The 19,719-nt window shown below is 72.8% G+C and carries 18 protein-coding genes; 10 read left to right on the top strand and 8 right to left on the bottom strand.

Annotated elements, in window-relative coordinates; translation table 11 throughout:
- Positions 1-81: 81 nt before the first annotated feature.
- The 3 genes from ectB (at position 82) to thpD (ending at position 2,964) form a co-directional block, all read left to right on the top strand.
- Positions 82-1,350 carry a diaminobutyrate--2-oxoglutarate transaminase gene (ectB, locus tag A949_RS0122560; protein ID WP_019358303.1) on the top strand — a complete coding sequence of 423 codons (1,269 nt, stop codon included), beginning with the start codon at positions 82-84 and terminating at the stop codon, positions 1,348-1,350.
- Between the two features lie 137 nt (positions 1,351-1,487).
- Positions 1,488-1,892, top strand: a complete 405-nt coding sequence (locus A949_RS0122565) for an ectoine synthase (protein WP_019358304.1) — start codon at positions 1,488-1,490, stop codon at positions 1,890-1,892.
- A gap of 172 nt (positions 1,893-2,064) precedes the next feature.
- Positions 2,065-2,964, top strand: a complete 900-nt coding sequence (gene thpD / locus A949_RS0122570) for an ectoine hydroxylase (protein WP_019358305.1) — start codon at positions 2,065-2,067, stop codon at positions 2,962-2,964.
- A 136-nt stretch (positions 2,965-3,100) separates the two neighbouring features.
- Here thpD and A949_RS0122575 read toward each other — a convergent pair whose 3' ends face one another.
- The gene (locus A949_RS0122575) at positions 3,101-4,165 is read right to left on the bottom strand and encodes an aminotransferase class V-fold PLP-dependent enzyme (protein ID WP_019358306.1); all 1,065 of its coding nucleotides are present in this window, start codon (positions 4,163-4,165) and stop codon (positions 3,101-3,103) included.
- Between the two features lie 39 nt (positions 4,166-4,204).
- On the bottom strand, positions 4,205-5,770 hold the full coding sequence (locus A949_RS0122580; RefSeq protein WP_051019591.1) for an aldehyde dehydrogenase (NADP(+)): 1,566 nt from the start codon (positions 5,768-5,770) through the stop codon (positions 4,205-4,207).
- Between the two features lie 148 nt (positions 5,771-5,918).
- On the opposite strand from A949_RS0122580, the gene A949_RS0122585 reads away from it, so the two are divergent.
- From A949_RS0122585 to A949_RS0122600, 4 genes are all read left to right on the top strand, one after another.
- Entirely contained in the window at positions 5,919-6,689 is a 771-nt protein-coding gene (locus A949_RS0122585; protein ID WP_019358308.1) for an IclR family transcriptional regulator, read from the top strand.
- A 182-nt stretch (positions 6,690-6,871) separates the two neighbouring features.
- On the top strand, positions 6,872-7,708 hold the full coding sequence (locus A949_RS0122590) for an NAD-dependent epimerase/dehydratase family protein (RefSeq protein WP_019358309.1): 837 nt from the start codon (positions 6,872-6,874) through the stop codon (positions 7,706-7,708).
- 96 nt (positions 7,709-7,804) lie between these two features.
- Complete coding sequence (locus A949_RS0122595; protein ID WP_019358310.1) at positions 7,805-8,152, top strand: GlsB/YeaQ/YmgE family stress response membrane protein; 348 nt, start codon at positions 7,805-7,807, stop codon at positions 8,150-8,152.
- 357 nt (positions 8,153-8,509) lie between these two features.
- Positions 8,510-8,980 (top strand): SSI family serine proteinase inhibitor, encoded by a 471-nt coding sequence (locus A949_RS0122600; protein ID WP_019358311.1) that lies wholly within the window; start codon positions 8,510-8,512, stop codon positions 8,978-8,980.
- A 90-nt stretch (positions 8,981-9,070) separates the two neighbouring features.
- On the opposite strand, the gene A949_RS0122605 is transcribed toward A949_RS0122600, so the two are convergent.
- Positions 9,071-10,264: a TerD family protein gene (locus A949_RS0122605; protein WP_026004930.1), complete on the bottom strand. Its 1,194-nt coding sequence runs from the start codon at positions 10,262-10,264 to the stop codon at positions 9,071-9,073.
- A gap of 294 nt (positions 10,265-10,558) precedes the next feature.
- On the opposite strand from A949_RS0122605, the gene A949_RS0122610 reads away from it, so the two are divergent.
- The 3 genes from A949_RS0122610 (at position 10,559) to A949_RS0122620 (ending at position 12,189) form a co-directional block, all read left to right on the top strand.
- Positions 10,559-11,209, top strand: a complete 651-nt coding sequence (locus A949_RS0122610; RefSeq protein ID WP_019358313.1) for a TetR/AcrR family transcriptional regulator — start codon at positions 10,559-10,561, stop codon at positions 11,207-11,209.
- 118 nt (positions 11,210-11,327) lie between these two features.
- A complete protein-coding gene (locus A949_RS0122615; protein ID WP_019358314.1) occupies positions 11,328-11,543 on the top strand; it encodes a hypothetical protein in 216 nt (71 codons plus the stop codon).
- 97 nt (positions 11,544-11,640) lie between these two features.
- Entirely contained in the window at positions 11,641-12,189 is a 549-nt protein-coding gene (locus tag A949_RS0122620) for a DUF1648 domain-containing protein (protein ID WP_019358315.1), read from the top strand.
- A gap of 19 nt (positions 12,190-12,208) precedes the next feature.
- Here A949_RS0122620 and A949_RS0122625 read toward each other — a convergent pair whose 3' ends face one another.
- The 5 genes from A949_RS0122625 to ptlI form a co-directional block, all read right to left on the bottom strand.
- The gene (locus A949_RS0122625) at positions 12,209-13,765 is read right to left on the bottom strand and encodes an MFS transporter (protein ID WP_051019601.1); all 1,557 of its coding nucleotides are present in this window, start codon (positions 13,763-13,765) and stop codon (positions 12,209-12,211) included.
- Positions 13,766-14,107: 342 nt separating this feature from the next.
- Positions 14,108-15,718: a hypothetical protein gene (locus tag A949_RS0122630; RefSeq protein ID WP_019358317.1), complete on the bottom strand. Its 1,611-nt coding sequence runs from the start codon at positions 15,716-15,718 to the stop codon at positions 14,108-14,110.
- A gap of 365 nt (positions 15,719-16,083) precedes the next feature.
- Positions 16,084-17,259: a flavodoxin-dependent (E)-4-hydroxy-3-methylbut-2-enyl-diphosphate synthase gene (gene ispG / locus A949_RS0122635; RefSeq protein WP_078565499.1), complete on the bottom strand. Its 1,176-nt coding sequence runs from the start codon at positions 17,257-17,259 to the stop codon at positions 16,084-16,086.
- Between the two features lie 69 nt (positions 17,260-17,328).
- The gene (gene ispH / locus A949_RS0122640) at positions 17,329-18,324 is read right to left on the bottom strand and encodes a 4-hydroxy-3-methylbut-2-enyl diphosphate reductase (RefSeq protein ID WP_019358319.1); all 996 of its coding nucleotides are present in this window, start codon (positions 18,322-18,324) and stop codon (positions 17,329-17,331) included.
- A complete protein-coding gene (gene ptlI / locus A949_RS0122645) occupies positions 18,321-19,715 on the bottom strand; it encodes a pentalenene oxygenase (RefSeq protein ID WP_019358320.1) in 1,395 nt (464 codons plus the stop codon). Before ptlI ends, ispH begins: the two co-directional genes overlap by 4 nt.
- Positions 19,716-19,719: the final 4 nt, after the last annotated feature.

The raw sequence follows: 19,719 nt of genomic DNA on the forward strand, positions 1-19,719 counted from the left end.
CGCACCCCGGCGGGTAGGCACCGTCGCCGACCGCCCATAACCAGACTTTCTTCGCACACGACTCACTCCCTGGAGCAAGCTGTGACCATCACCCCGCCCGACCTCAGCGTCTTCGAAACCGTGGAGTCGGAGGTGCGCAGCTACTGCCGTGGCTGGCCGACCGTCTTCGACCGCGCGCAGGGCGCGCACATGTACGACGAGGACGGCCACACCTACCTGGACTTCTTCGCCGGAGCGGGCACCCTCAACTACGGCCACAACAACCCGGTCCTCAAACGGGCGCTGCTGGACTACCTCGAGCGCGACGGCGTGGTGCACGGGCTGGACATGTCCACCAGCGCCAAGCGCGCGTTCCTGGAGACCTTCCAGGAGCTCGTCCTCAAGCCGCGCGGCATGGACCACAAGGTGATGTTCCCCGGCCCGACCGGCACCAACGCCGTCGAGGCGGCGCTGAAGCTGGCCCGCAAGGTGAAGGGCCGCGAGTCGATCGTCTCCTTCACCAACGCCTTCCACGGCATGTCGCTGGGCTCGCTCGCGGTCACCGGCAACGCGTTCAAGCGCGCGGGCGCCGGCATCCCGCTGGTGCACGGCACCCCGATGCCGTTCGACGACTACCTCAACGGCACCACCGAGGACTTCGTCTGGTTCGAGCGGCTGCTGGAGGACCAGGGCTCCGGTCTGAACAAGCCCGCCGCCGTGATCGTCGAGTCGGTGCAGGGCGAGGGCGGCATCAACGTCGCCCGCGCGGAGTGGCTGCGGGCCCTGTCCGAGCTGTGCGAGCGGCACGACATGCTGCTGATCCTGGACGACATCCAGATGGGCTGCGGCCGCACCGGTGCCTTCTTCTCCTTCGAGGAGGCGGGCATCAAGCCGGACATCATCACCCTGTCGAAGTCCATCGGCGGCTACGGCATGCCGCTGGCGCTCACCCTGTTCAAGCCGGAGCTGGACATCTGGGAGCCGGGCGAGCACAACGGCACCTTCCGCGGCAACAACCCGGCCTTCGTGACCGCGACCGCCGCCCTGCAGACCTACTGGGCGGACGGCCAGATGGAGAAGCAGACGCTCTCCCGCGGCGAGCAGGTCGAGGCGCAGCTGAAGGCCATCGCCGAGGAGCACCCCGCGGAGGTGGCCGACTACCGCGGCCGCGGCCTGGTGTGGGGCCTGGAGTTCCACGACAAGAGCCGCGCCAACGCGGTGGCCAAGCGGGCCTTCGACCTGGGGCTGCTCATCGAGACCTCGGGGCCGGCGAGCGAGGTCGTCAAGCTCCTGCCGTCGCTGACCATCAGCCCCGACGAACTGGACGAAGGGCTGCGTATCCTGGCCCGGGCAGTTCGCGAAACCGCCTGACCCGCATGGATCGGCCCGTCCCGGCTACCCGCCGGGACGGGCCTCTTCCGTAGTGGACACCGCCGGGAGAGCGCTCCGCCGGAATGGACAGGGGGAGGCTCTTCCGTCATGCACACAGAGAAAGGCACCATCACGCCGTGATCATTCGTTCCTTCAAAGACATCGAGAACACCGACCGACACGTCAAGGCGGCGTCAGGCACCTGGGAGAGCAAGCGCATCGTGCTCGCCAAGGAGAAGGTGGGCTTCTCCCTGCACGAGACCGTGCTCTACGCGGGCACCGAGACCTCGATGTGGTACGCCAACCACATCGAGGCCGTGCTCTGCGTCGAGGGCGAGGCGGAACTGACCAACGACGAGACCGGCGAGAAGCACTGGATCAGCCCCGGCACGATGTACCTGCTCAACGGGCACGAGAAGCACACGATGCGACCGAAGACCGACTTCCGGTGCGTGTGTGTCTTCAACCCGCCGGTCACCGGCCGTGAGGACCACGACGAGAACGGCGTCTACCCGCTGCTCACCGAGCCCGACGAGGGCTGACCCCGGGGCAGAGCTGCGACGCGCCGCAGTACGGCGGGGCATCTGCTCCGCCGTACTGACACGCTGAGGCACAGCCCCGCCGTGCTGGGGGACCGTTCGCCGGTCCACTTCGGTCGTCCCGGCCGTTTCGCCATGTGAACAGGGCCGTACGAGAGGAGAGGAAGGCACAACCATGACCACCGCACCCGAGCGCATCGCCGACCTGTACCCGACCCGTGGAACCACCGAGGTGGCCATCCCGCGGATGGACCCCGTCGTGTGGTCCGAACCGGGTACTCCGGGGCCGATCGAGGCCGCGGAGCTGGCGGGCTTCGAGCGGGACGGGTTCCTCGCCGACGACCAGCTCGTCGGCCCTGACGAGGTCGACGTGCTGCGCGGGGAACTGGAACGGCTCACCTCGGATCCGGAGATGCTCACCGACGAACGCTCCATCGTGGAGCCGAAGTCGAACGAGATCCGGACCGTGTTCGAGGTGCACAAGATCAGCGAGGTCTTCGCCCGACTGGTGCGGGACCCGCGAGTCGTGGGCAGGGCACGGCAGATCCTGGGCTCGGACGTCTACGTCCACCAGTCCCGGATCAACGTCAAGCCGGGCTTCGGCGCCACGGGATTCTACTGGCACTCCGACTTCGAGACCTGGCACGCGGAGGACGGCATGCCGCACATGCGGGCCGTGTCGGTCTCGATCGCGCTGACGGAGAACTACGACACCAACGGCGGTCTGATGATCATGCCGGGGTCGCACAAGACCTTCCTCGGCTGCTCGGGCGAGACACCGAAGGACAACTACAAGAAGTCGCTGCAGATGCAGGACGCGGGGACGCCCTCCGACGAGTCCCTGACCAAGTTCGCCGAGGCGCACAGCATCAAGCTGTTCACGGGCAGCCCCGGCTCGGCGACCTGGTTCGACTGCAACTGCATGCACGGCAGCGGTGACAACATCACTCCCTACCCGCGGAGCAATGTGTTCATCGTCTTCAACAGCGTCGAGAACGAGGCAGTGGAACCGTTCGCCGCACCCGTCCGCCGCCCCGAGTTCATCGGGGCGCGGGACTTCACCCCGGTGAAGTGACGCGGCCGGTGCCCTGATGGGGGCGGGACCCGCGGGTCCCGCCCCCGCACCATGCGAGGACGGGCCGGTGCGGCCCGGGCCCGACAACCGGCCGGGGCCTCCGGAACGGCCGGGACCTCCGGACACCGGCCCCGGGTCAGCCGGCCAGCAGGTCGAGCAGCCGCTCCACATCCGCTTCGGTGTTGTGCAGATGGAAACTGGCCCGCAGATTGCCGTCCCGGGCCGCGAGCGCCACCCCGGCGGCGGCCAGCTTCTCGACGGCGTGCCCGAGACCGGGTACCGCGACGATCGCCGAGTCCCCCGGCACCGGTTCGTATCCGCCGGGCAGTTCGGCGACCCCCGCGCGGAACCGGGCCGCCAGCGCCCGGTCGTGCGCGCCGATCACCTCCGGGCCGCCCAGTTCCTCGACGAGGGCGAGCGAGGGCACCGCGCCGAGGTACGGCAGAAAGGCGATCGACTCCGTGTACGCCCGGGCGTCCGGGGCCAGCCGGGCGATCGGGCCGTAGCAGTCGTCCCACGGCGAGGCGCCCGCCACCCAGCCCGCGTGCAGCGGCAGCAGCGCTCCTTCCTGCTGCGCCTGCGCGGAGACGACCAGGAACGACGCGCCCCGCGGGCACAGCAGCCACTTGTAGGCGTTGCACACGACGTAGTCGTAGTCGTCCGCCTCGACGGGGAACCAGCCCGCGGCCTGCGTGGCGTCCAGCAGCACCCGGGCACCGTGTGCGCGGGCGGCGGCCCGGACGGCCGGCAGGTCGGCGACCCGGCCGTCCGCCGACTGCACCGCGCTGAGGGCCACCAGCGCGGTGGAGTCGGCCACCGCCTCGGGCAGTTCCGCCAGGGGCACGGTGCGCAGCGTCACATCGTCCCGCACCGTGAACGGGTTGACGACGGAGCTGAAGTCGCCCTCCGGAGCGAGCACTTCCGCACCGGAGGGGAGCGAGGCGGCGACCAGTCCGGTGTGGGTGGAGACCGCGCTGCCGGCCGCGACGCGGTCCGGGGTCGTCCCGGCGATCCGCGCGAAGGCGGCCCGCGCCGCGTCGGCCGCGGCGTAGTAGGCGGCATGGTCGATCCGCCCGGCCGCCATGTCGGAGGTGGCCGTCGTGAGCGCGGCTGCGGTACGGGTGGGGAGGAGGCCCTGGGACGCGGTGTTGCAGTAGGTGACCTCGGGCTGGAACTCGGCGGCGAGCACACGTTGGTCCATCCGCCCAGTGTCCCGGGCCCGGTGGCCGGGGTCCACCGGTTACCCGGCGACGGGCCCGCGCACGGCCCCGTCCCCCGCCGGCTGCTCCCGTACGCCGTCGATCCGGCGGGGCAGGCCCAGCGGATTGGTGTCGCGCAGCTCGGGCGGGAGCAGCGCCTCGGGCGTGTCCTGGAAGACGACCGGCCGCAGCCAGCGCTCCAGCGCGGTGGCCCCCACCGAGGTCGAGGTCGAGGTGGTGGCGGGGTAGGGCCCCCCGTGGTGCTGCGCGGGCGCGACGGCGACACCGGTGGGCCACCCGTTCACCAGCACGCGTCCGGCCAGTGCGGTGAGCCGCGCGACCAGCCGGGCGGCACCGCCGCCGCCGGCGGCCTCGTCGGCGCCGAGGTGCACGGTGGCGGTGAGGCTCCCCTCGATCCGCCCGAGCACGGCCTCGGCCTCGGCCTCGTCGGTGTACCGGACGGCGACGGTCACCGGGCCGAAGCACTCCTCGAACAGCAGCTCGTGCTCCGCACCCAGGTCGGCGGCGGCGACGGCGAACAGCCCGGGCCGCACGGTCCGCTCGTCCTCGCCGGTCCCGGCGGCGACCGGGGCCGCGACGGAGGCGAGGCGGGCCCGTCCGGCGGTGCCCGCCAGGAACGCCTCCCGCATCCGGTCGTCGAGCAGATGGCCGGGCGCGGTGGCCCGCAACGCACCGGAGAGCGCCGCCAGCAGCCGGTCGCCGTCGGCGCCGTCGGGCACCAGCACCAGGCCGGGCTTGACGCAGAACTGTCCGGTGCCCAGGGTCATGGAGCCGCCGAGCCCCTCGCCGATCTGCTCGGCACGCTCGGCGGCCGCGGCGGGGGTGACCAGGACGGGGTTGAGCGAGCCGAGCTCGCCGTGGAAGGGGATCGGGCGGGGCCGGGCGGCGGCCGCGTCGAAGAGGGCACGGCCGCCCTTGACCGAGCCGGTGAACCCGGCGGCCGACACCCGGGGGTGCCGCACCAGTTCGACGCCCGCCTCGAACCCGTGCACGACGGAGACGACGTCCTCGGGGAGCCGGGTGTCGGCGGCGGCGGCGCGCAGTGCCGCCGCGCACAGCTGGGAGGTGGCCGGGTGGTCGGGGTGCGCCTTGACCACGACGGGGCAGCCGGCGGCGAGGGCGCTGGCGGTGTCGCCGCCGGGGACGGAGAAGGCCAGCGGGAAGTTGGAGGCGGCGTAGACGGCGACGACGCCGATCGGCAGCTTGTAGCGGCGCAGATCGGGGCGGGGCGGGGTGCGTGCGGGGTCGGCGCGGTCGATGATGACGTCGAGGTGCCCGCCGTCCTCGACCTCGTCGGCGAAGGCCCGCAACTGTCCGGTGGTGCGGCCCAGTTCACCGGTCAGCCGGGGCAGGCCCAGGGCACTCTCGGCGTCGGCGGCGGCGACGATCCGCTCGCCGTCGGCCTCCAGGCGCTCCGCCGCGGCGCGCAGGAAGGCCGCCCGGGCGACCCGGTCGGCCAGCGCCGGGAGCGCCCGGTGCGCGGCTTGTACGGCCGCGTCCACGTCGGCCGCCGTGGCCTCGTCGGCGACCTGTTCGCGCTGCTTTCCGGTACGGGGGTCGACGCTCCACACTGGTGCTGCTGCCACCGGGGTCCTCCTGGTCTGGCGGATCGGCTCCCCCGCGAGCCCGGCAGCGTTCCGGGGCCCGCAGAGTGTGTTCGGTATGCTGAACGACATCCCTGTGGATGAATTCCTTCCGGACTGTAGAGCTGCGCGAACAGAGGGGTCAAGGTCGATGCCGGGTACCGAAGCGGGGGGATCGCAGGTCAAGTCGGCCGTACGGACGGTGGAACTGCTGGAGTTCTTCGCGGCCCGGCCGGGGATGCACACCCTCGCCGCCGTCCAGGCCGCGGTCGGCTACCCCAAGTCGAGCCTCTACATGCTGCTGCGCACCCTGGCCGACCTCGGCTGGGTCGAGACGGACGCCACCGGCACCCGGTACGGCATCGGGGTGCGGGCGCTGCTGGTGGGGACGTCCTACATCGACGGCGACGAGGCCGTGGCCGCGGCCAAGCCCGCACTCGACCACCTCCTGGCCGACACCACCGAGACCGTCCACCTGGCCCGGCTGGACGGCACCGACGTCGTCCACCTCGCCGTCCGGCAGTCCCCGCACCATCTGCGCCCGGTCGCCCGCGTCGGCCGCCGGCTGCCCGCGCACTCGACCGCGCTGGGCAAGGCGCTGCTGGCGGCACACTCGGACGAGCAGGTGTGCGCCATGCTCCCGGAGACGCTGGAGCGGCTCACCGAGCACACCAGCACCGACCGCGCACAACTGCTGGAGGAGCTGCGGCTGGTGCGCGAACAGGGGTACGCGCTGGACCGCGAGGAGAACACGCTGGGGCTGCGCTGCTACGGCGTCGCCATCCCCTACCGCACCCCGGCCCGGGACGCCATCAGCTGCTCGGTGCCGGCGGCCCGGCTGACACCCGAGCACGAACAGACGGTCAAGCACGCGCTGTTCGACGCGCGGGACCGGCTGGTGTACGCCACCCGCACCCTCTGACGGGCTGCCCGCCGGTCCGCCGGGCCCCCGGGAGCGGGGCCGGACCGCCACCGGGCGGGGCGGCGTCTTGACGGGCGGGGCGGCCCTTCGTAGCGTCACCTTCCCCCTGGTGGCCGCCCCGCTGCGCCCGCATCGGCGCCCCGGGACCGAAGCGCCGCCGGACGACCGGATGGAGACCGTACGTGCCCGAGAGTCCCGCGGCCGGGTCCGCGCCCCGCACCGTCCTGCTGACCGGCGCCGCCGGGGGTCTCGGCACCCGGATGCGGGAGCTGCTGCCGGGCTACGGCTGGACCCTGCGGCTGCTGGACATGCGCCCGGTCCCGGACGCACCCGAGGCGCACGTACTGGACCTGGGAGCAGCGGACGCCGACGCGCTGCGCATCGCGGTCCGGGGCGTGGAGGCGATCGTGCACCTGGCGGGGATCTCCCTGGAGTCCACGTTCGAGAAGATCCTCGACGCCAACATCCGGGGCACGTACGCGCTCTACGAAGCCGCCCGCGCCGAGGGCGTGCACCGCGTCGTCTTCGCCTCCTCCAACCACGCGGTCGGCTTCACCCCCGTCCCCGCGGACGGCGCGGCGCTGATCCCGCCGGACACCCCGCACCGCCCCGACACCTTCTACGGCCTCTCCAAGTCCTTCGGCGAGGACCTGGCGCAGCTCTACCGGGACCGGCACGGCATCGAGACCGTCTCCATCCGGATCGGCTCCTGCCAGGCGGCACCGACCTCCGTGCGGGGGCTGTCGACCTGGCTCAGCTTCGGCGACTGCGCCCGGCTCCTGCACGCGGCACTGACCGCGCCGGACGTCGGCCACACGGTCGTCCACGGCTCCTCCGCCAACACCCGGCTGTGGTGGGATCTCGCCCCGGCCCGCGCCCTGGGCTACACGCCGCGTGACGACTCGGAGCCCTTCGCGGCGGAACTCATCGCCCAGTACGGGGAGTTGGACACCCGGGACCCCGATCAGGCACATCTGGGGGGCGAGTTCTGCACCCGTCCGCCGAGGTGGCCGCACTGAGTGCCGCCGCACGCGGGGCCGGACGGGGCGGACGGGGCGACGGGCGGGGCAGGCATGATGGATCAGCAACCGACCAGCCACGGGGAGGCCCCTGAGATGCTCGCCACACCGCTCAACCAGCTCGCCGACGCACAGGACGCGGGTTCGGACCTGCTCTCCGACCTCACGCACTCGGGCGTGCTGAGCTGGATCGTCCTCGGTCTGGTCGCGGGCACGGTGGCCAAGATCCTGCTGCCCGGCCGCGATCCGGGCGGCCTCGTGGGCACCGTGCTCATCGGTGTCGCCGGGGCGTTCATCGGGGGCTGGCTCTCCGCCACCTTCCTGGACCGTCCGATAGCCAACAACGTGGTGGATCCCAGCCTCTGGATCGCCGCCGTCGCCGGGGCACTGGTACTGCTGATCGTCTACCGGCTGCTCTTCGGACATTCCCGCGACCGCCACTGACCGCCGCACCGCGGCACCGGGTGCGGGCCGACCCCGGTCCCGCACAGGGGGCACGGACGTCTCACAGCAGACGTCCTCCGCGCTCCCCCGGTCCGGGTGGTTCGGAACCGGAAGCGGGTGGGTGGTAGAAACGCGGAGGTATACATCCCTCGCGTGAAAGGAGACGCCATGTCGTCCAAGCGTCGGCGCAAGAAGAAGGCCCGCCGCGGCAACGCGGCCAACCACGGCCGCCGTCCGCAGTCCTGAGTGCGGCTCCCCGCGTGCCGCACCGGCACGCGGGGAAGCCCGCCCGGCGGTCGCCGCCGCCCGCGAGCTGCGGCCCCGTATCCTCCCGGCGGCCGGTCTCGTTAGGAGGCCGTGAGCACTCGAACCTCCGCCCGCCATCTCGTCCGTACCGCCCTGGCCGCGGCCGCCCTGGCGGTACCCCTGCTGACCTCACAGGCCGCGCCCGCCGCCGGCGCCACGAACGCCCCCGCCGACTCCGCGCCCCGCGGCCCGCACACCGGGCCCGGCTCCGACAGCGGTACCCAGGGCGTCCTGCTGACCGTCTCCGGCTCCGGCGACACCTGGATCCGGGGCGTCATGCTGCACTGCGAGCCGACGCCGCACGGACACCACCCCAGGGCCGCGGAGACCTGCGCGGCGCTCGACGCGGCGCACGGCGATCTCGACGCCCTGCCCGCCGGAAACGGCCGCTGCACCATGCAGTACGACCCGGTGACCGTCGCCGCCCGCGGCAGCCACCGGGGGCAGGCCGTGAACTGGAAGAAGACCTTCCCGAACGCCTGCGTGATGCATCAGGCGACGGGCCCCGTCTTCGACTTCTGACCCGGTCCCGGGGAGGCGTCCCGGCGGGGCCGGACCACGCAGTGCGGCCGGGCCGCCCCGCCGCGCTCCCGGCGGGGCGGCGCGGTGGCGCTACAGCGCGGCGGCGCCGGGCTTCACCATGCCCCGTACCGTGCGCGAGTCGACGTACTCGCCCAGCGCCGTCATCTCCCACTCGCCGGAGAACTGGCGGATGAACTTCGCCATCAGAACACCCGTCCGCGACTCGGACTGGGTCAGGTCGAAGCGGACCAACTCCCCGCCACCGCCGTCGAGCAGCCGGCAGTACGCCTTGGCGACGTCCGTGAACTTCTGGCCGGAGAAGGAGTTGACGGTGAAGACCAGCCCCGTCACCTGGGGCGGGATGTCGCCGAGGTGGACGGTGATCACCTCGTCGTCCCCGTCGCCCTCGCCCGTGAGGTTGTCGCCCGAGTGCTGGATGACACCGCCCAGAATGGCCAGCTTGCCGAAGTAACAGGCGTCGACCTTCTTCCGGTTGGCGTCGTAGGCGATGACCGAGGCGTCGAGGTCGATCTCCTTCGCCCGCTTCCCGGCCCGGTGGACCGGCTCCCAGCCGAGCCCCATCCGCACCGAGGTGAGCAGCGGCCTGCCTCCCTTGACGAGCGACACCGTCTGGTTCTTCTGCAGGCTCACCCGCCCCTTGTCCAGGTTGATCTTCCCCGTCCCGGCGGGAGCGGCCGGGGCAGCCGGCGCAGCGGGGGCGGGTGCCGCCGCGGGCGGGGCGGGAGTGGCGACCGGCGGGGCGGCGGGTGCCGCGGGGGCGGCCGCGGGCGGGGCGGCGGGCTCCTCCACCTGCACGCCGAAGTCGGAGGCGATCCCGCCCAGCCCGTTGGCGTACCCCTGGCCGACGGCACGCACCTTCCAGGCGCCGTTCCTGCGGTAGACCTCCACCACCTGCAGCGCCGTCTCGGCACCGAGCTGCGGCGGGGTGAAGGTGGCCAGTACGGCGCCGGTGGCGGCGTCCCGGACCGTGGCGGTGGGTTCGGTGCCCGCGAAGGTGGCGCCGGGGGCGTCCAGACTCGCGAGGACGGTGACCTTGTCGATCCCGGCGGGCACCGCGCCGGTCTCGACGGTGATGGTGTCGGTGGCGCCGCCGGTGTGGGTCACGCCGGGAGCGGTCGGCTGGTTGTAGAAGACGAAGTCGTCGTCCGAGCGGACCTTGCCCTCCGGGCTCAGCAGCAGTGCCGAGACGTCGAGCTTGCTGGGTGCGGTTACCTCCACCGCGACGCGCTGCGCGGTCAGCGGAAGGTTGGAGCCGGGAGTCATTGCCGTCATGCCGGGGTAACGACCGGCCGGGCTTTGCGGTTCCTTTGCTGGGGTCGAGGTGTACCCGCCTCCGGGCCGCGCCCCGCGCGTCCGGCGCGCGGGGAACCGCCCGGTCCCGGCCGACGGCGGTACCACGGCAGGAGGCGACGGGGCCCGGCACCAGGCAGCACGCGGGGCGCCGCGCACGGCCGCTCGCCCCGGCCACGCCGGAGTACAGTGGCATAGACAGACCTGTTTACCGCGGTGCGGGCAGGGTCCGGCACGGCGGGGCGTCGATGAAGGGAGCTGCGAGCAGTGGGGACGGGGACAGCGGAATCGGCGGCGGCGCAGCCGGCGGCCCCGGAGGAGCTGACGCCCGGCGCCCGGCGGATTCTGGACGCGGCCAGCACTCTCTTCTACGAGCGCGGCATCACGGCCGTCGGCGTCGATCTGATCGCCAAGGAGGCCGGCACCACCAAGAAGACCCTCTACGACCGGTTCGGCGGCAAGGACGCGCTGATCGCCGCGTATCTGCGCGAGCGGGACCGGCGCTGGCGCTCCTGGCTGACCTCGTGGGTGGCGGCGCACGCCGCGGACACCGGGGCCTCCGCGCAGTTGCTGGCCACCTTCGACGCACTCGCGGAGTGGACGAGGCAGCACAATCCACGCGGCTGCGGATTCGTCAACGCCGCGGCGGAGCTGCCCGACCCCGCGCACCCGGGGCGCCGTGTGATCATCGGGCAGAAGCACTGGATGCACGGCTATCTCCACGAACTCGCGGTCGCGGCCGGTGCGCGGGAGCCGGCGCGGCTGGCCGACCGGCTGGCGGTGCTGCACGAGGGCGCCATGGTCATGCGCGGTCTGGAGCTCGTGGACGACCCGGTCGGCGCCGCACGCGCCCTGGCCGAGCTGGCTCTGCGGGAGGCGCTCCCCGGGCCCGGGGCCGGGGAGCCGGCCGGGCGCTGAGGCCGCGCCGGGACGGAGTGTCCGGTCCTGTCGGCCGGCCCGGCAGAGCCACCGCGGTCGGCGCGACGCCCCCGCGTTCCGAGGTGCATCCCGGCTGCCGCGGGCGCAGCCTGGAGTCATGAGTGCGTTCGTCGTCGTCCATCCACCCGCATCCGGCGGGGGTCGCCGCGTCAGTGTGCACGGTGAGACGCTGGGCACCGCCTACGGGCTCACCGATCTGATCGAGTTCCTCGCCCGCGCCGGACTGGACATCGCCACGGTCGATCTGTACGACGAGTCGGTCATCGAGTGGCAGGGCGGCAACCACCTGGTCTGGGGGCGCGCGGCGGAATGAGCCCGCGCCCCGCGGGGCAGGCGGGGGCCGACGGGGAGGGACGACGGGAGGGCGGGGCGTGCGGGAAACGCGACAGCATGGGGGCCGGAGCGGGGGCGTGCCCGGCGGTGCCGGGTTCCCGTGGCGGTGGCTGGTACCCGGAGTGCTGGTGCTGGCCGGGCTTCTGGTGTGGGGAATCATGGTCTACCCCCGGCTTCCGCACCAGGTTCCGCAGCATTTCGGCAGCAGCGGAGTGGACCGGTACGCGGACAAATCGGTGGGCACCGTCTTCCTGCCCGTCCTCGTGTACGCGGGCATGCTGGCGCTGCTGACCGGGATGGCGTCCGCCACCTTGCGGATCACCCCGGTCCGCGACCTGCCGCCGGGACGGCAGACGTCGAGCCTGGTCAACCGGCCGCAGACGGCGCAGGGAGCGCTGGGCCTGGCCCGGGCGCAGCTCTTTCTCGGCTGCTGCCTCGGGGTGACCATCGCCGTTGCCTGCAGCCTGATGTGGGCCGTCGAACCACCCGCCGAAGGCGAGCCCCGGACCGGGATGCTGCTGCTCGCCCTGCTGCCGTCGGCGCTCGGCACCGCCGCCGTGCTGGCCGCGGCCTTCCGGGACCGCCGACAGGGGTCCGGCCGGGCCGCGAAGCCCGGCGCGGAATGACCGTCCGGCTCGGTCCCGGCTATCCGGGACCGGCAACCCCCTCCGCCGTCGCCGTTCGCATTTGCAGGGCCCGGAGGTCGCGGCTGGCGGAGATCAGCTCCTTGGCCTCCTGCTCCGTGCTGACCATCGGCTGCGAGCCGTGCAGCGGCACCCCCGCGGTCTCCGGCATGAAGCGCACGGCGAGCAGGCCGACGAGCCCGCTGACCATCAGATAGCAGCCGGGCACCAAGTTGCTGCCCGTGGCGCTGACCAGGCCCTCGGTGACCAGCGGGGTGGTTCCGCCGAAGGCGGCCACCGAGAAGTTGAAGCCGATCCCCATGGCGGCGTAGCGCACGCTCGTGGGGAAGAGCGCGGGCAGCGTGGCGGCCGACGGCGCGGCGAACCCGGCCAGCAGGGTGGCCAGGACGAGCACGCCGAGCGCGGGCAGCAGCCAACCGTCCGAGCGCAGCAGCAGGAAGGCGGGGAGGGCCAGCACGATCTGGCCGACGGCGGCCCCGCGGTAGACGGGGCGCCGCCCGATCCGGTCGCTGAGCCGGCCGACGAAGGTGATGAGCACCACCACCCACACCATGCCGACCAGCACCAGCACATCGGAGGTGGTGCCGCCCCGGCCCAGCACCTCCGTCTGGTAGGTCGGCAGATAGCCGGTCACCATGTAGTTGGTGACGTTGTAGAGCAGCACCAGGCCGATGCAGACCAGCAGCGGCTCCCAGTACCGGCGCAGGATGGTGCGGAACTCGTGCTTCTGCTCGCGCTCGGCGACGGCCTGGTCGTGCTCGTCCAACTGCTGCTGGAAGGCGGGGGACTCCTCCAGCTTCAGCCGCATGTACAGGCCGATCAGTCCCAGCGGTCCGGCGATCAGGAACGGGATGCGCCAGCCCCAGGAGAGCATCTGGCTGTCGGTCAGCGCGATGTTGAGCACGGTGACCAGGACCGAGCCGAGGGCGTAGCCGATGAAGGTGCCGAAGTCGAGCCAGCTGCCGAGGAATCCGCGCCTGCGGTCGGGCGAGAACTCCGCGATGAAGGTGGTGGCGCCGCCGTACTCGCCGCCGGTGGAGAATCCCTGCAGCATCCGCGCGAGGAGCAGCAGGATCGGGGCCGCGATGCCGATCGTGCCGTAGTCGGGGATGAACCCGATCAGGAAGGTGCCGAAGGCCATCAGGACCATGGTCGCGGCGAGCACTTTCTGGCGGCCCAGCTTGTCGCCGAGCGGTCCGAAGAAGAGGCCGCCCAGCGGACGGACGACGAAGGCCGCGGCGAACGTCGCGAACGAGGCGAGGAGTTGCGCCGCGTCGGAGGCGCCCGGATAGAAGACCTTGCCGATGGTGGCGGCGAGGTAGCTGTAGACGCCGAAGTCGAACCACTCCATGCAGTTGCCGAGTGCGGAGGCGCTGACCGCCCGCTTGAGCATGGGCTCCTGGACGACCTGCACATCGTCCTTGGTGAACGGGCGGCCCGCGCGGCGCAGTCTGGAGACCAGTTCGTCGCGTACCTGTTGGGGCAGCGCGGCCACCGCCTGCGGTACCTGGCGGGCCGCAGCTGCGCCCCCGGACTGCCGCTTGGGGCTCTCTGTCACGTCGTTGCTCACACCCTTTGTTCCGGATAGCCGAAAAGGCCCGATCTGCTCGATCGTACGGAACAGCGGGAGCGGATCCCGGGAGCGGGCTGCCGGACTCGCCGCACTTCGCACACCGTCCGCGATGCGGACCGCGCACGCACCGCCGGGCGTCCCCGCACGCACCGCCGGGCGTCCCGTACGGCGCCGCCGGCGGTGGGTGCGGGCGGTCACGTCAGTGTCGGTACGGAACGCCCGCGCGGCGCGGGCGGGCAGGGCGGAGGCAGGTCGGCACGGGCGGCCGGTCGCCCGGTGCGGGAGTGAGGGAGGGCGGATCCCGGCCGGGCGGGGATCCGTGCGCGGTCAGCGCGAGCGGGCCTTGAACGCGGCCTTGCGGGCGTCCTTGGCGATCCGCTTGTCCGGGTGCACCCGCCCCATCGTCTCCAGCACGTCCCCGGTCGCGGGGTGCTCGACCCGCCACGCCTTGTCGAAGAAGCCGGTGTGCTGGTCGACCAGATCCCGTACCAGATCGCGCAGTTCATCCGGTTCACCGGCGGTCGCGACCTGGGCTGCGATGGTGTCGATCGTCAGCCAGAAGACCATCTCCTCGTCGGGCTGCGGCACGTTCCCGGCGCCGCGCTCGGCGAGCCAGACCCGGGCCAGTCCGCCCAACTGCCGGTCCTCAAGCACCTCGCGCAGCGCGGGCTCGGCCTCGGGCCCGGCGAACGAGAGCGCCTGCTGGCAGGCGAGCCGGCGGACGGGCGCGGCCTCGTCGCCGCCGCGCGCCGCCGCGAGCAGTTCCCGCGCGGCCGCCGGCGTGCCGTCGCCGCCGGTGGGGCCGTCGGCGTCGCGGGCGGCGAACCACCCCTGGATCTCGCTGCTGGCGTTCTCCTCCGTGTAGACCGGCAGCGCGGCCAGCAGCGCGTCCGCTCCGGCGTGCGCCAGGTCGCCGACCGCGGGGACGTCCAGCCCGGCCTCGCGCATCCGCTCGCGCACGCCGTGGAGGCCGAGCGGGGTGAGCCGCACCATGCCGTAGCGGGAGACGTCCTCCTCGTCCGGCTCGGCGCCCGACTCCGCGGCGTCGTAGGGCTCTTCGCCCTCGTCCTCGCGGGTGAGGGCCTCGTCCACCGGCTGGTGGACGACCAGCCCGGTCGGCTCCAGCATCCGGAACTGCTCGTCCAGCCGCATCATCGTGCTGGAGACCTCTTCGAGCACCTCGTCGGTGGGCTCGTCCATGCCCTCGGGCACGGTCATCGAGGCGGCCAGCACCGGCAGCGGCACCATCGACCCGGCGGCGACGGCGGGGTCGGTGGCCGTGAGCAGGTAGAGGTTGCCCAGGGCGCTGTCCAGGGCCTCGGCCTCCTCCTCCGGGTTCCAGTCCAGCGCGTCGAGGTCGATGGTGTTCGGGTCGATCTCGCCGTCCGGGCCGACGGCGCCCTCGATACCGTCCAGGAGTTCCTCGAAGCTGGGTGTCGCGGCGTCCGCGAGCACCGTCTCCAGGCCGCTGCGCCACAGCCCGAGGATCTCCTCGGGAGCGGGCGCGGCAGCGCCCGGGGCGCCGGTCAGTCCGCCCAGTTCCGGCTCCGGCGCGGCCGTGCCCACCGGGTCGTCGCTGCCCGGCCCATCGACGGTCTCGGCGCCCTGCCCGGCCGCCTCGGCCTCCTCGGTCTCCTCGAATTCCTCGACCGCCAGCAGTCCGGTGTCCACGGCGAAGTTCCACGCGTCGGCGGCGAGGGCGGGTGCCTCCTCGTCTCCGGACAGGCCCAGGTGTGCGGCGGCCTGCTTGAGCTGCTCGGCCAGCAGTTCGCCTCCGGCACCCACCGGAATGCCCGCGCCCGCGGGACCGCCGGCGCGCGCCCAGCGGGTGAGTTCCACAGCGCGCGCCAGGAGCGGTGCGGCCAGTGCGTCCCGCGCCAGTTCGGCATCGGAGGGGAGCCGGACGGGCGGCAGGGTGGGACGGTCGTCACCGGTCATGTGCGGGTTCATCTCCTACAGGTGCTACGGGTTGCCGGACAGTGCGGGGACCCATCGTAGAAGGGTTCTGTCCCCGGGTGCCCGAATCGTGCAGCAGGCATGTGACAAGGACGGAGACGGCCCCGGCACCGGTGCCCCCGCCTGTCCGGCTGTGGCCGGTTCCCGGCGGGGCCGGGCCCGCTGCGCACCGCGTGTGGCCGCCGACGACGTACCGTTCCGCCCAGGTCACGGCCGTCCGACGGGGCCCGGAAGCGGGCCGGGTCCGGTCGGCCGGCCCGGGTGTCCGGCCGGATGCCCGGGCCGGCCGCCGCCGTGGGCCACGAACTGCCGGCGCCGGGTCCGGGCGCAGGCCGTCGGACCGGTGATCACCCGTCCGAGCCCGGCTGCCCCGCCGAGGAAGCGGCCTCCGCGGGGGAGGCCCCGGACGAGTCCTGTGGCAGCAGCTCCGCGAGTCGGTGCGCCTCCTCGATGAGCGTCTCGACGATCTTCGATTCGGGTACGGTCCTGACGACCTCGCCCCGGACGAAGATCTGTCCCTTGCCGTTGCCGGAGGCCACGCCGAGGTCCGCTTCCCTGGCCTCTCCCGGACCGTTCACCACGCACCCCATGACGGCCACGCGCAGCGGGATGTCCATGTCCCGGAGCCCGGCCGTGACCTCGTCGGCCAGCTTGTAGACGTCGACCTGGGCCCGCCCGCAGGACGGGCAGGACACGATCTCCAGTCCGCGCTGCTTGAGGTTCAGGGACTCCAGGATCTGGAGGCCGACCTTCACCTCCTCGGCGGGCGGCGCGCTCAAGGACACCCGGATGGTGTCGCCGATGCCCTGGGACAGCAGCGCGCCGAACGCGACAGCCGACTTGACCGTGCCCTGGAAGGCCGGGCCCGCCTCCGTCACGCCGAGGTGCAGCGGATAGTCGCACGCCGCCGCGAGCTGCCGGTAGGCCTCGACCATGACGACGGGGTCGTTGTGCTTGACGGAGATCTTGATGTCCCGGAAGTCGTGCTCCTCGAACAGCGAGGCCTCCCACAGTGCGCTCTCGACCAGCGCCTCCGGGGTGGCCTTGCCGTGCTTCCGCAGCAGACGGCGGTCGAGCGACCCGGCGTTGACCCCGATCCGGACGGGGACGCCGTGGTCCTGCGCTGCACGCGCGATCTCGCGGACCTTGTCGTCGAACTGTCTGATGTTGCCCGGGTTGACGCGCACGGCCGCACAGCCGGCCTCGATGGCGGCGAACACGTACTTCGGCTGGAAGTGGATGTCCGCGATCACGGGGATCCGGGACTTGCGCGCGATCGTGGGCAGCGCGTCGGCGTCGTCCTGGGTGGGACAGGCGACGCGCACGATCTGACAGCCGGACGCGGTGAGTTCGGCGATCTGCTGGAGGGTCGCGCCGATGTCGGAGGTGCGGGTCGTGGTCATGGACTGGACCGAGACCGGGGCGTCGCCGCCCACGGGTACGGTCCCCACCTGGATCTGACGGCTGGCACGGCGTCCAGCCGGCCTCGGCGGCACCGTGGGCAGTCCGAGAGCGACAGGCATGGCAGTTCCCCAAGGTGGTCGGCCGGTCCGGGCGGACCGGGTGGCGGCTGCTGGCTGGGTGCCGCGGGTTCATCCCCCGCCGGGGGCGGGCGTGCGCTCGTCGGCCAGCGGTGTCCGCGGGACGCGGCCGGAGACCGGGTCGGCGAGCCGGCCGGGCATCGCGAAGACGACGTCCTCGGCGAGGCCGCGCTGGAGTTCGACCCGGTCGAATCCGAGTGCGGCGAGCCGGGTGACGAGCCCGCCGACGAGGGTCTCCGGCGCGCTGGCCCCGGCGCTGATGCCGACCGAGGACACGTTCTCCAGCCAGGCCGCTTGCAGGTGCTGTGCGTCGGGCACCAGATGGGCGGCGGCACCGTGGTCGCGGGCCACCTCCACCATGCGCAGCGAGTTGCTGGAGTTGCGCGAGCCGACGATCAGGACCAGGTCGTTGTCGCGTGCCAGGTCCTTGACGGCGTTCTGCCGGTTCTGGCTGGCGTAGCAGATGTCGTCGCCGGGGGTGATCAGGTCGGTGAAGCGGGCGCGCAGGGCCTCGACGACGCGGCCGGTCTCGTCGAACGAGAGGGTGGTCTGGGTGAGCACGGCGACCGGGGTGTCGTCGGGCAGGCCGAGGCGGCGCACGTCGTCCTCGGTCTCGACGACGACGATCCGGTCGGGGGCCTCGCCGAGGACGCCCTCGATCTCCTCGTGGCCCTCGTGGCCGACGAGGAGGATCGTGCGGCCGTCCCGGGCGAAGCGCACCGCTTCCTGGTGGACCTTGGAGACCAGCGGGCAGGTGGCGTCGATGACGTCGAGCTGCCGGTCCGCTGCGGCGGTGCGCACTCCGGGGGAGACGCCGTGCGCGGAGAAGACACAGACCGCGCCGTGCGGGACCTCCTCCTCGCTGTCGACGAAGACCGCGCCGCGCGTCCGCAGCTCGGAGACGATGTGGTGGTTGTGCACGATCTCCTTGCGCACGTACACCGGCGCCCCGTGCATGTCCAGCGCCCGCTCGACGATGCCGATGGCGCGCCGGACCCCCGCGCAGAAGCCGCGCGGCTGGGCCAGGACGACGTTCCCCGCACTCATGTCGGGTCACCCCCGGCCGGCGCGGGGACGGCGGCGGCCGTCCGGCGCGGGGTGCGCGCGTCCAGTCGCAGGCGCAGCCGGCGCGGGTGGTAGACGGTGGCCAGCGGAACCGGGCGGATGTCCATGCCGGGCTCGCAGGTGACCCGCCAGCGGCCGAGGATGGTGGCGAGCCCCAGCGCGGCCTCGGTGCGTGCGTAGAGGTCGCCGATGCACTTGCGGGCGCCGGTGCCGAACGGCACGTAGGCGTGCCGGGAGGCGGGCGCGACCCGGTCCGGGAGCCAGCGGTCGGGGTCGAACGTCGCGGGGTCGTCGAAGGCGTCCGCGTACTGGGCGACCGCGGCGGGGCTGAAGACGACGGTGGAGCCGGCGGGCAGCCGGCGGCCGGCGAGTTCGGTCGGGGCGGCGGTGAGCCGGGTGAACAGCCAGGCGGGCGGGTGCAGTCGCAGCGTCTCGGAGATGATCCGGTCGGTCAGGGAGAGCTTCGGCAGGTCGTCCCACTGCGGGGCACGCCCCTCCAGAACGGTGTCCATCTCCTCGTACAGCGCGGCCTCGATCTCCGGGTGCTGGGAGAGCAGGTAGAAGACCCAGGTGAGGGTACCGGCGACGGTCTCGGTGCCGGCCGCCATCACGGTGATCACCTGGTCGTGGATCTCCCGGTCCGCGAGCCGGCCGCCGTCGTCGTCGCGGGAGGCGAGCAGGGCGGCGAGCAGGTCGTCGCGCTCGGTCCCGTCCGCACGGTAGTCGTCGATGAGCCGCTGGGTGGTCGCGTGCAGGAAGTCCAGGTTGCTCCTGTAGCGCCGGTTGGACGGCAGGGGCATGCGGCGGACCGAGGCCGGCAGGAACATCTGCCGGAACAGGCCGTTGAGCACGACGTCGAAGGAACGTTCCACCTGCGCCGCCAGTTCGGGGCTGACGGGTGTGGAGTACAGGGTGCGGCCGACCGTGCGCAGGGCCATGCCGTACATCTCCTGGAAGGCGTCGACGACCATGCCGTCCTGCCACCGGGAGGCCGTGGCCTCGATCTCGGCGTGCATGGCCTCGGAGTAGCGCTTGAGCTGGCCGCGGGTGAACGCGGACTGCATCAGCCGGCGCTGCCGGCGGTGGTCGGCGAACGGGCAGGTGACCAGGCCGTTGCCGGCGATGTCGCGGGCGCGGTCGTAGAAGACGCCGCCCTTGTCGAAGATGCGGTCGTTCGTCAGGACGTGCCGCAGCAGTTCGGGATGGGTCGGCACATAGGCCCTGGTGGGGCCGATCTTGATCTCGACCAGGTCGCCGTGGGCCGAGAGCGACGTCATGAAGTTCACGGGGTGCCGCATCATCTGGAGGGCGTGTCCCACCACGGGGAAGGCCCCGGGCGCCGTTCCCGCTGAAAAGGTGCTCTCCTCGGTCATCCGA

Source organism: Streptomyces sp. AA1529 (assembly GCF_000280905.1).
In the GTDB taxonomy this organism is placed as follows: domain Bacteria; phylum Actinomycetota; class Actinomycetes; order Streptomycetales; family Streptomycetaceae; genus Streptomyces.

Bases quoted from the DNA above. Each gene is read 5' to 3' on its own strand.
- A949_RS0122575 (WP_019358306.1), bottom strand. From the start codon at position 4,165: ATGGACCAACGTGTGCTCGCCGCCGAGTTCCAGCCCGAGGTCACCTAC.
- A949_RS0122630 (WP_019358317.1), bottom strand. From the start codon at position 15,718: ATGACCGGTGACGACCGTCCCACCCTGCCGCCCGTCCGGCTCCCCTCC.
- A949_RS0122615 (WP_019358314.1), top strand. From the start codon at position 11,328: ATGAGTGCGTTCGTCGTCGTCCATCCACCCGCATCCGGCGGGGGTCGC.
- A949_RS0122585 (WP_019358308.1), top strand. From the start codon at position 5,919: ATGCCGGGTACCGAAGCGGGGGGATCGCAGGTCAAGTCGGCCGTACGG.
- ispH (WP_019358319.1), bottom strand. From the start codon at position 18,324: ATGAGTGCGGGGAACGTCGTCCTGGCCCAGCCGCGCGGCTTCTGCGCG.
- ispG (WP_078565499.1), bottom strand. From the start codon at position 17,259: ATGCCTGTCGCTCTCGGACTGCCCACGGTGCCGCCGAGGCCGGCTGGA.
- ptlI (WP_019358320.1), bottom strand. From the start codon at position 19,715: ATGACCGAGGAGAGCACCTTTTCAGCGGGAACGGCGCCCGGGGCCTTC.
- thpD (WP_019358305.1), top strand. From the start codon at position 2,065: ATGACCACCGCACCCGAGCGCATCGCCGACCTGTACCCGACCCGTGGA.
- A949_RS0122605 (WP_026004930.1), bottom strand. From the start codon at position 10,264: ATGACTCCCGGCTCCAACCTTCCGCTGACCGCGCAGCGCGTCGCGGTG.
- A949_RS0122595 (WP_019358310.1), top strand. From the start codon at position 7,805: ATGCTCGCCACACCGCTCAACCAGCTCGCCGACGCACAGGACGCGGGT.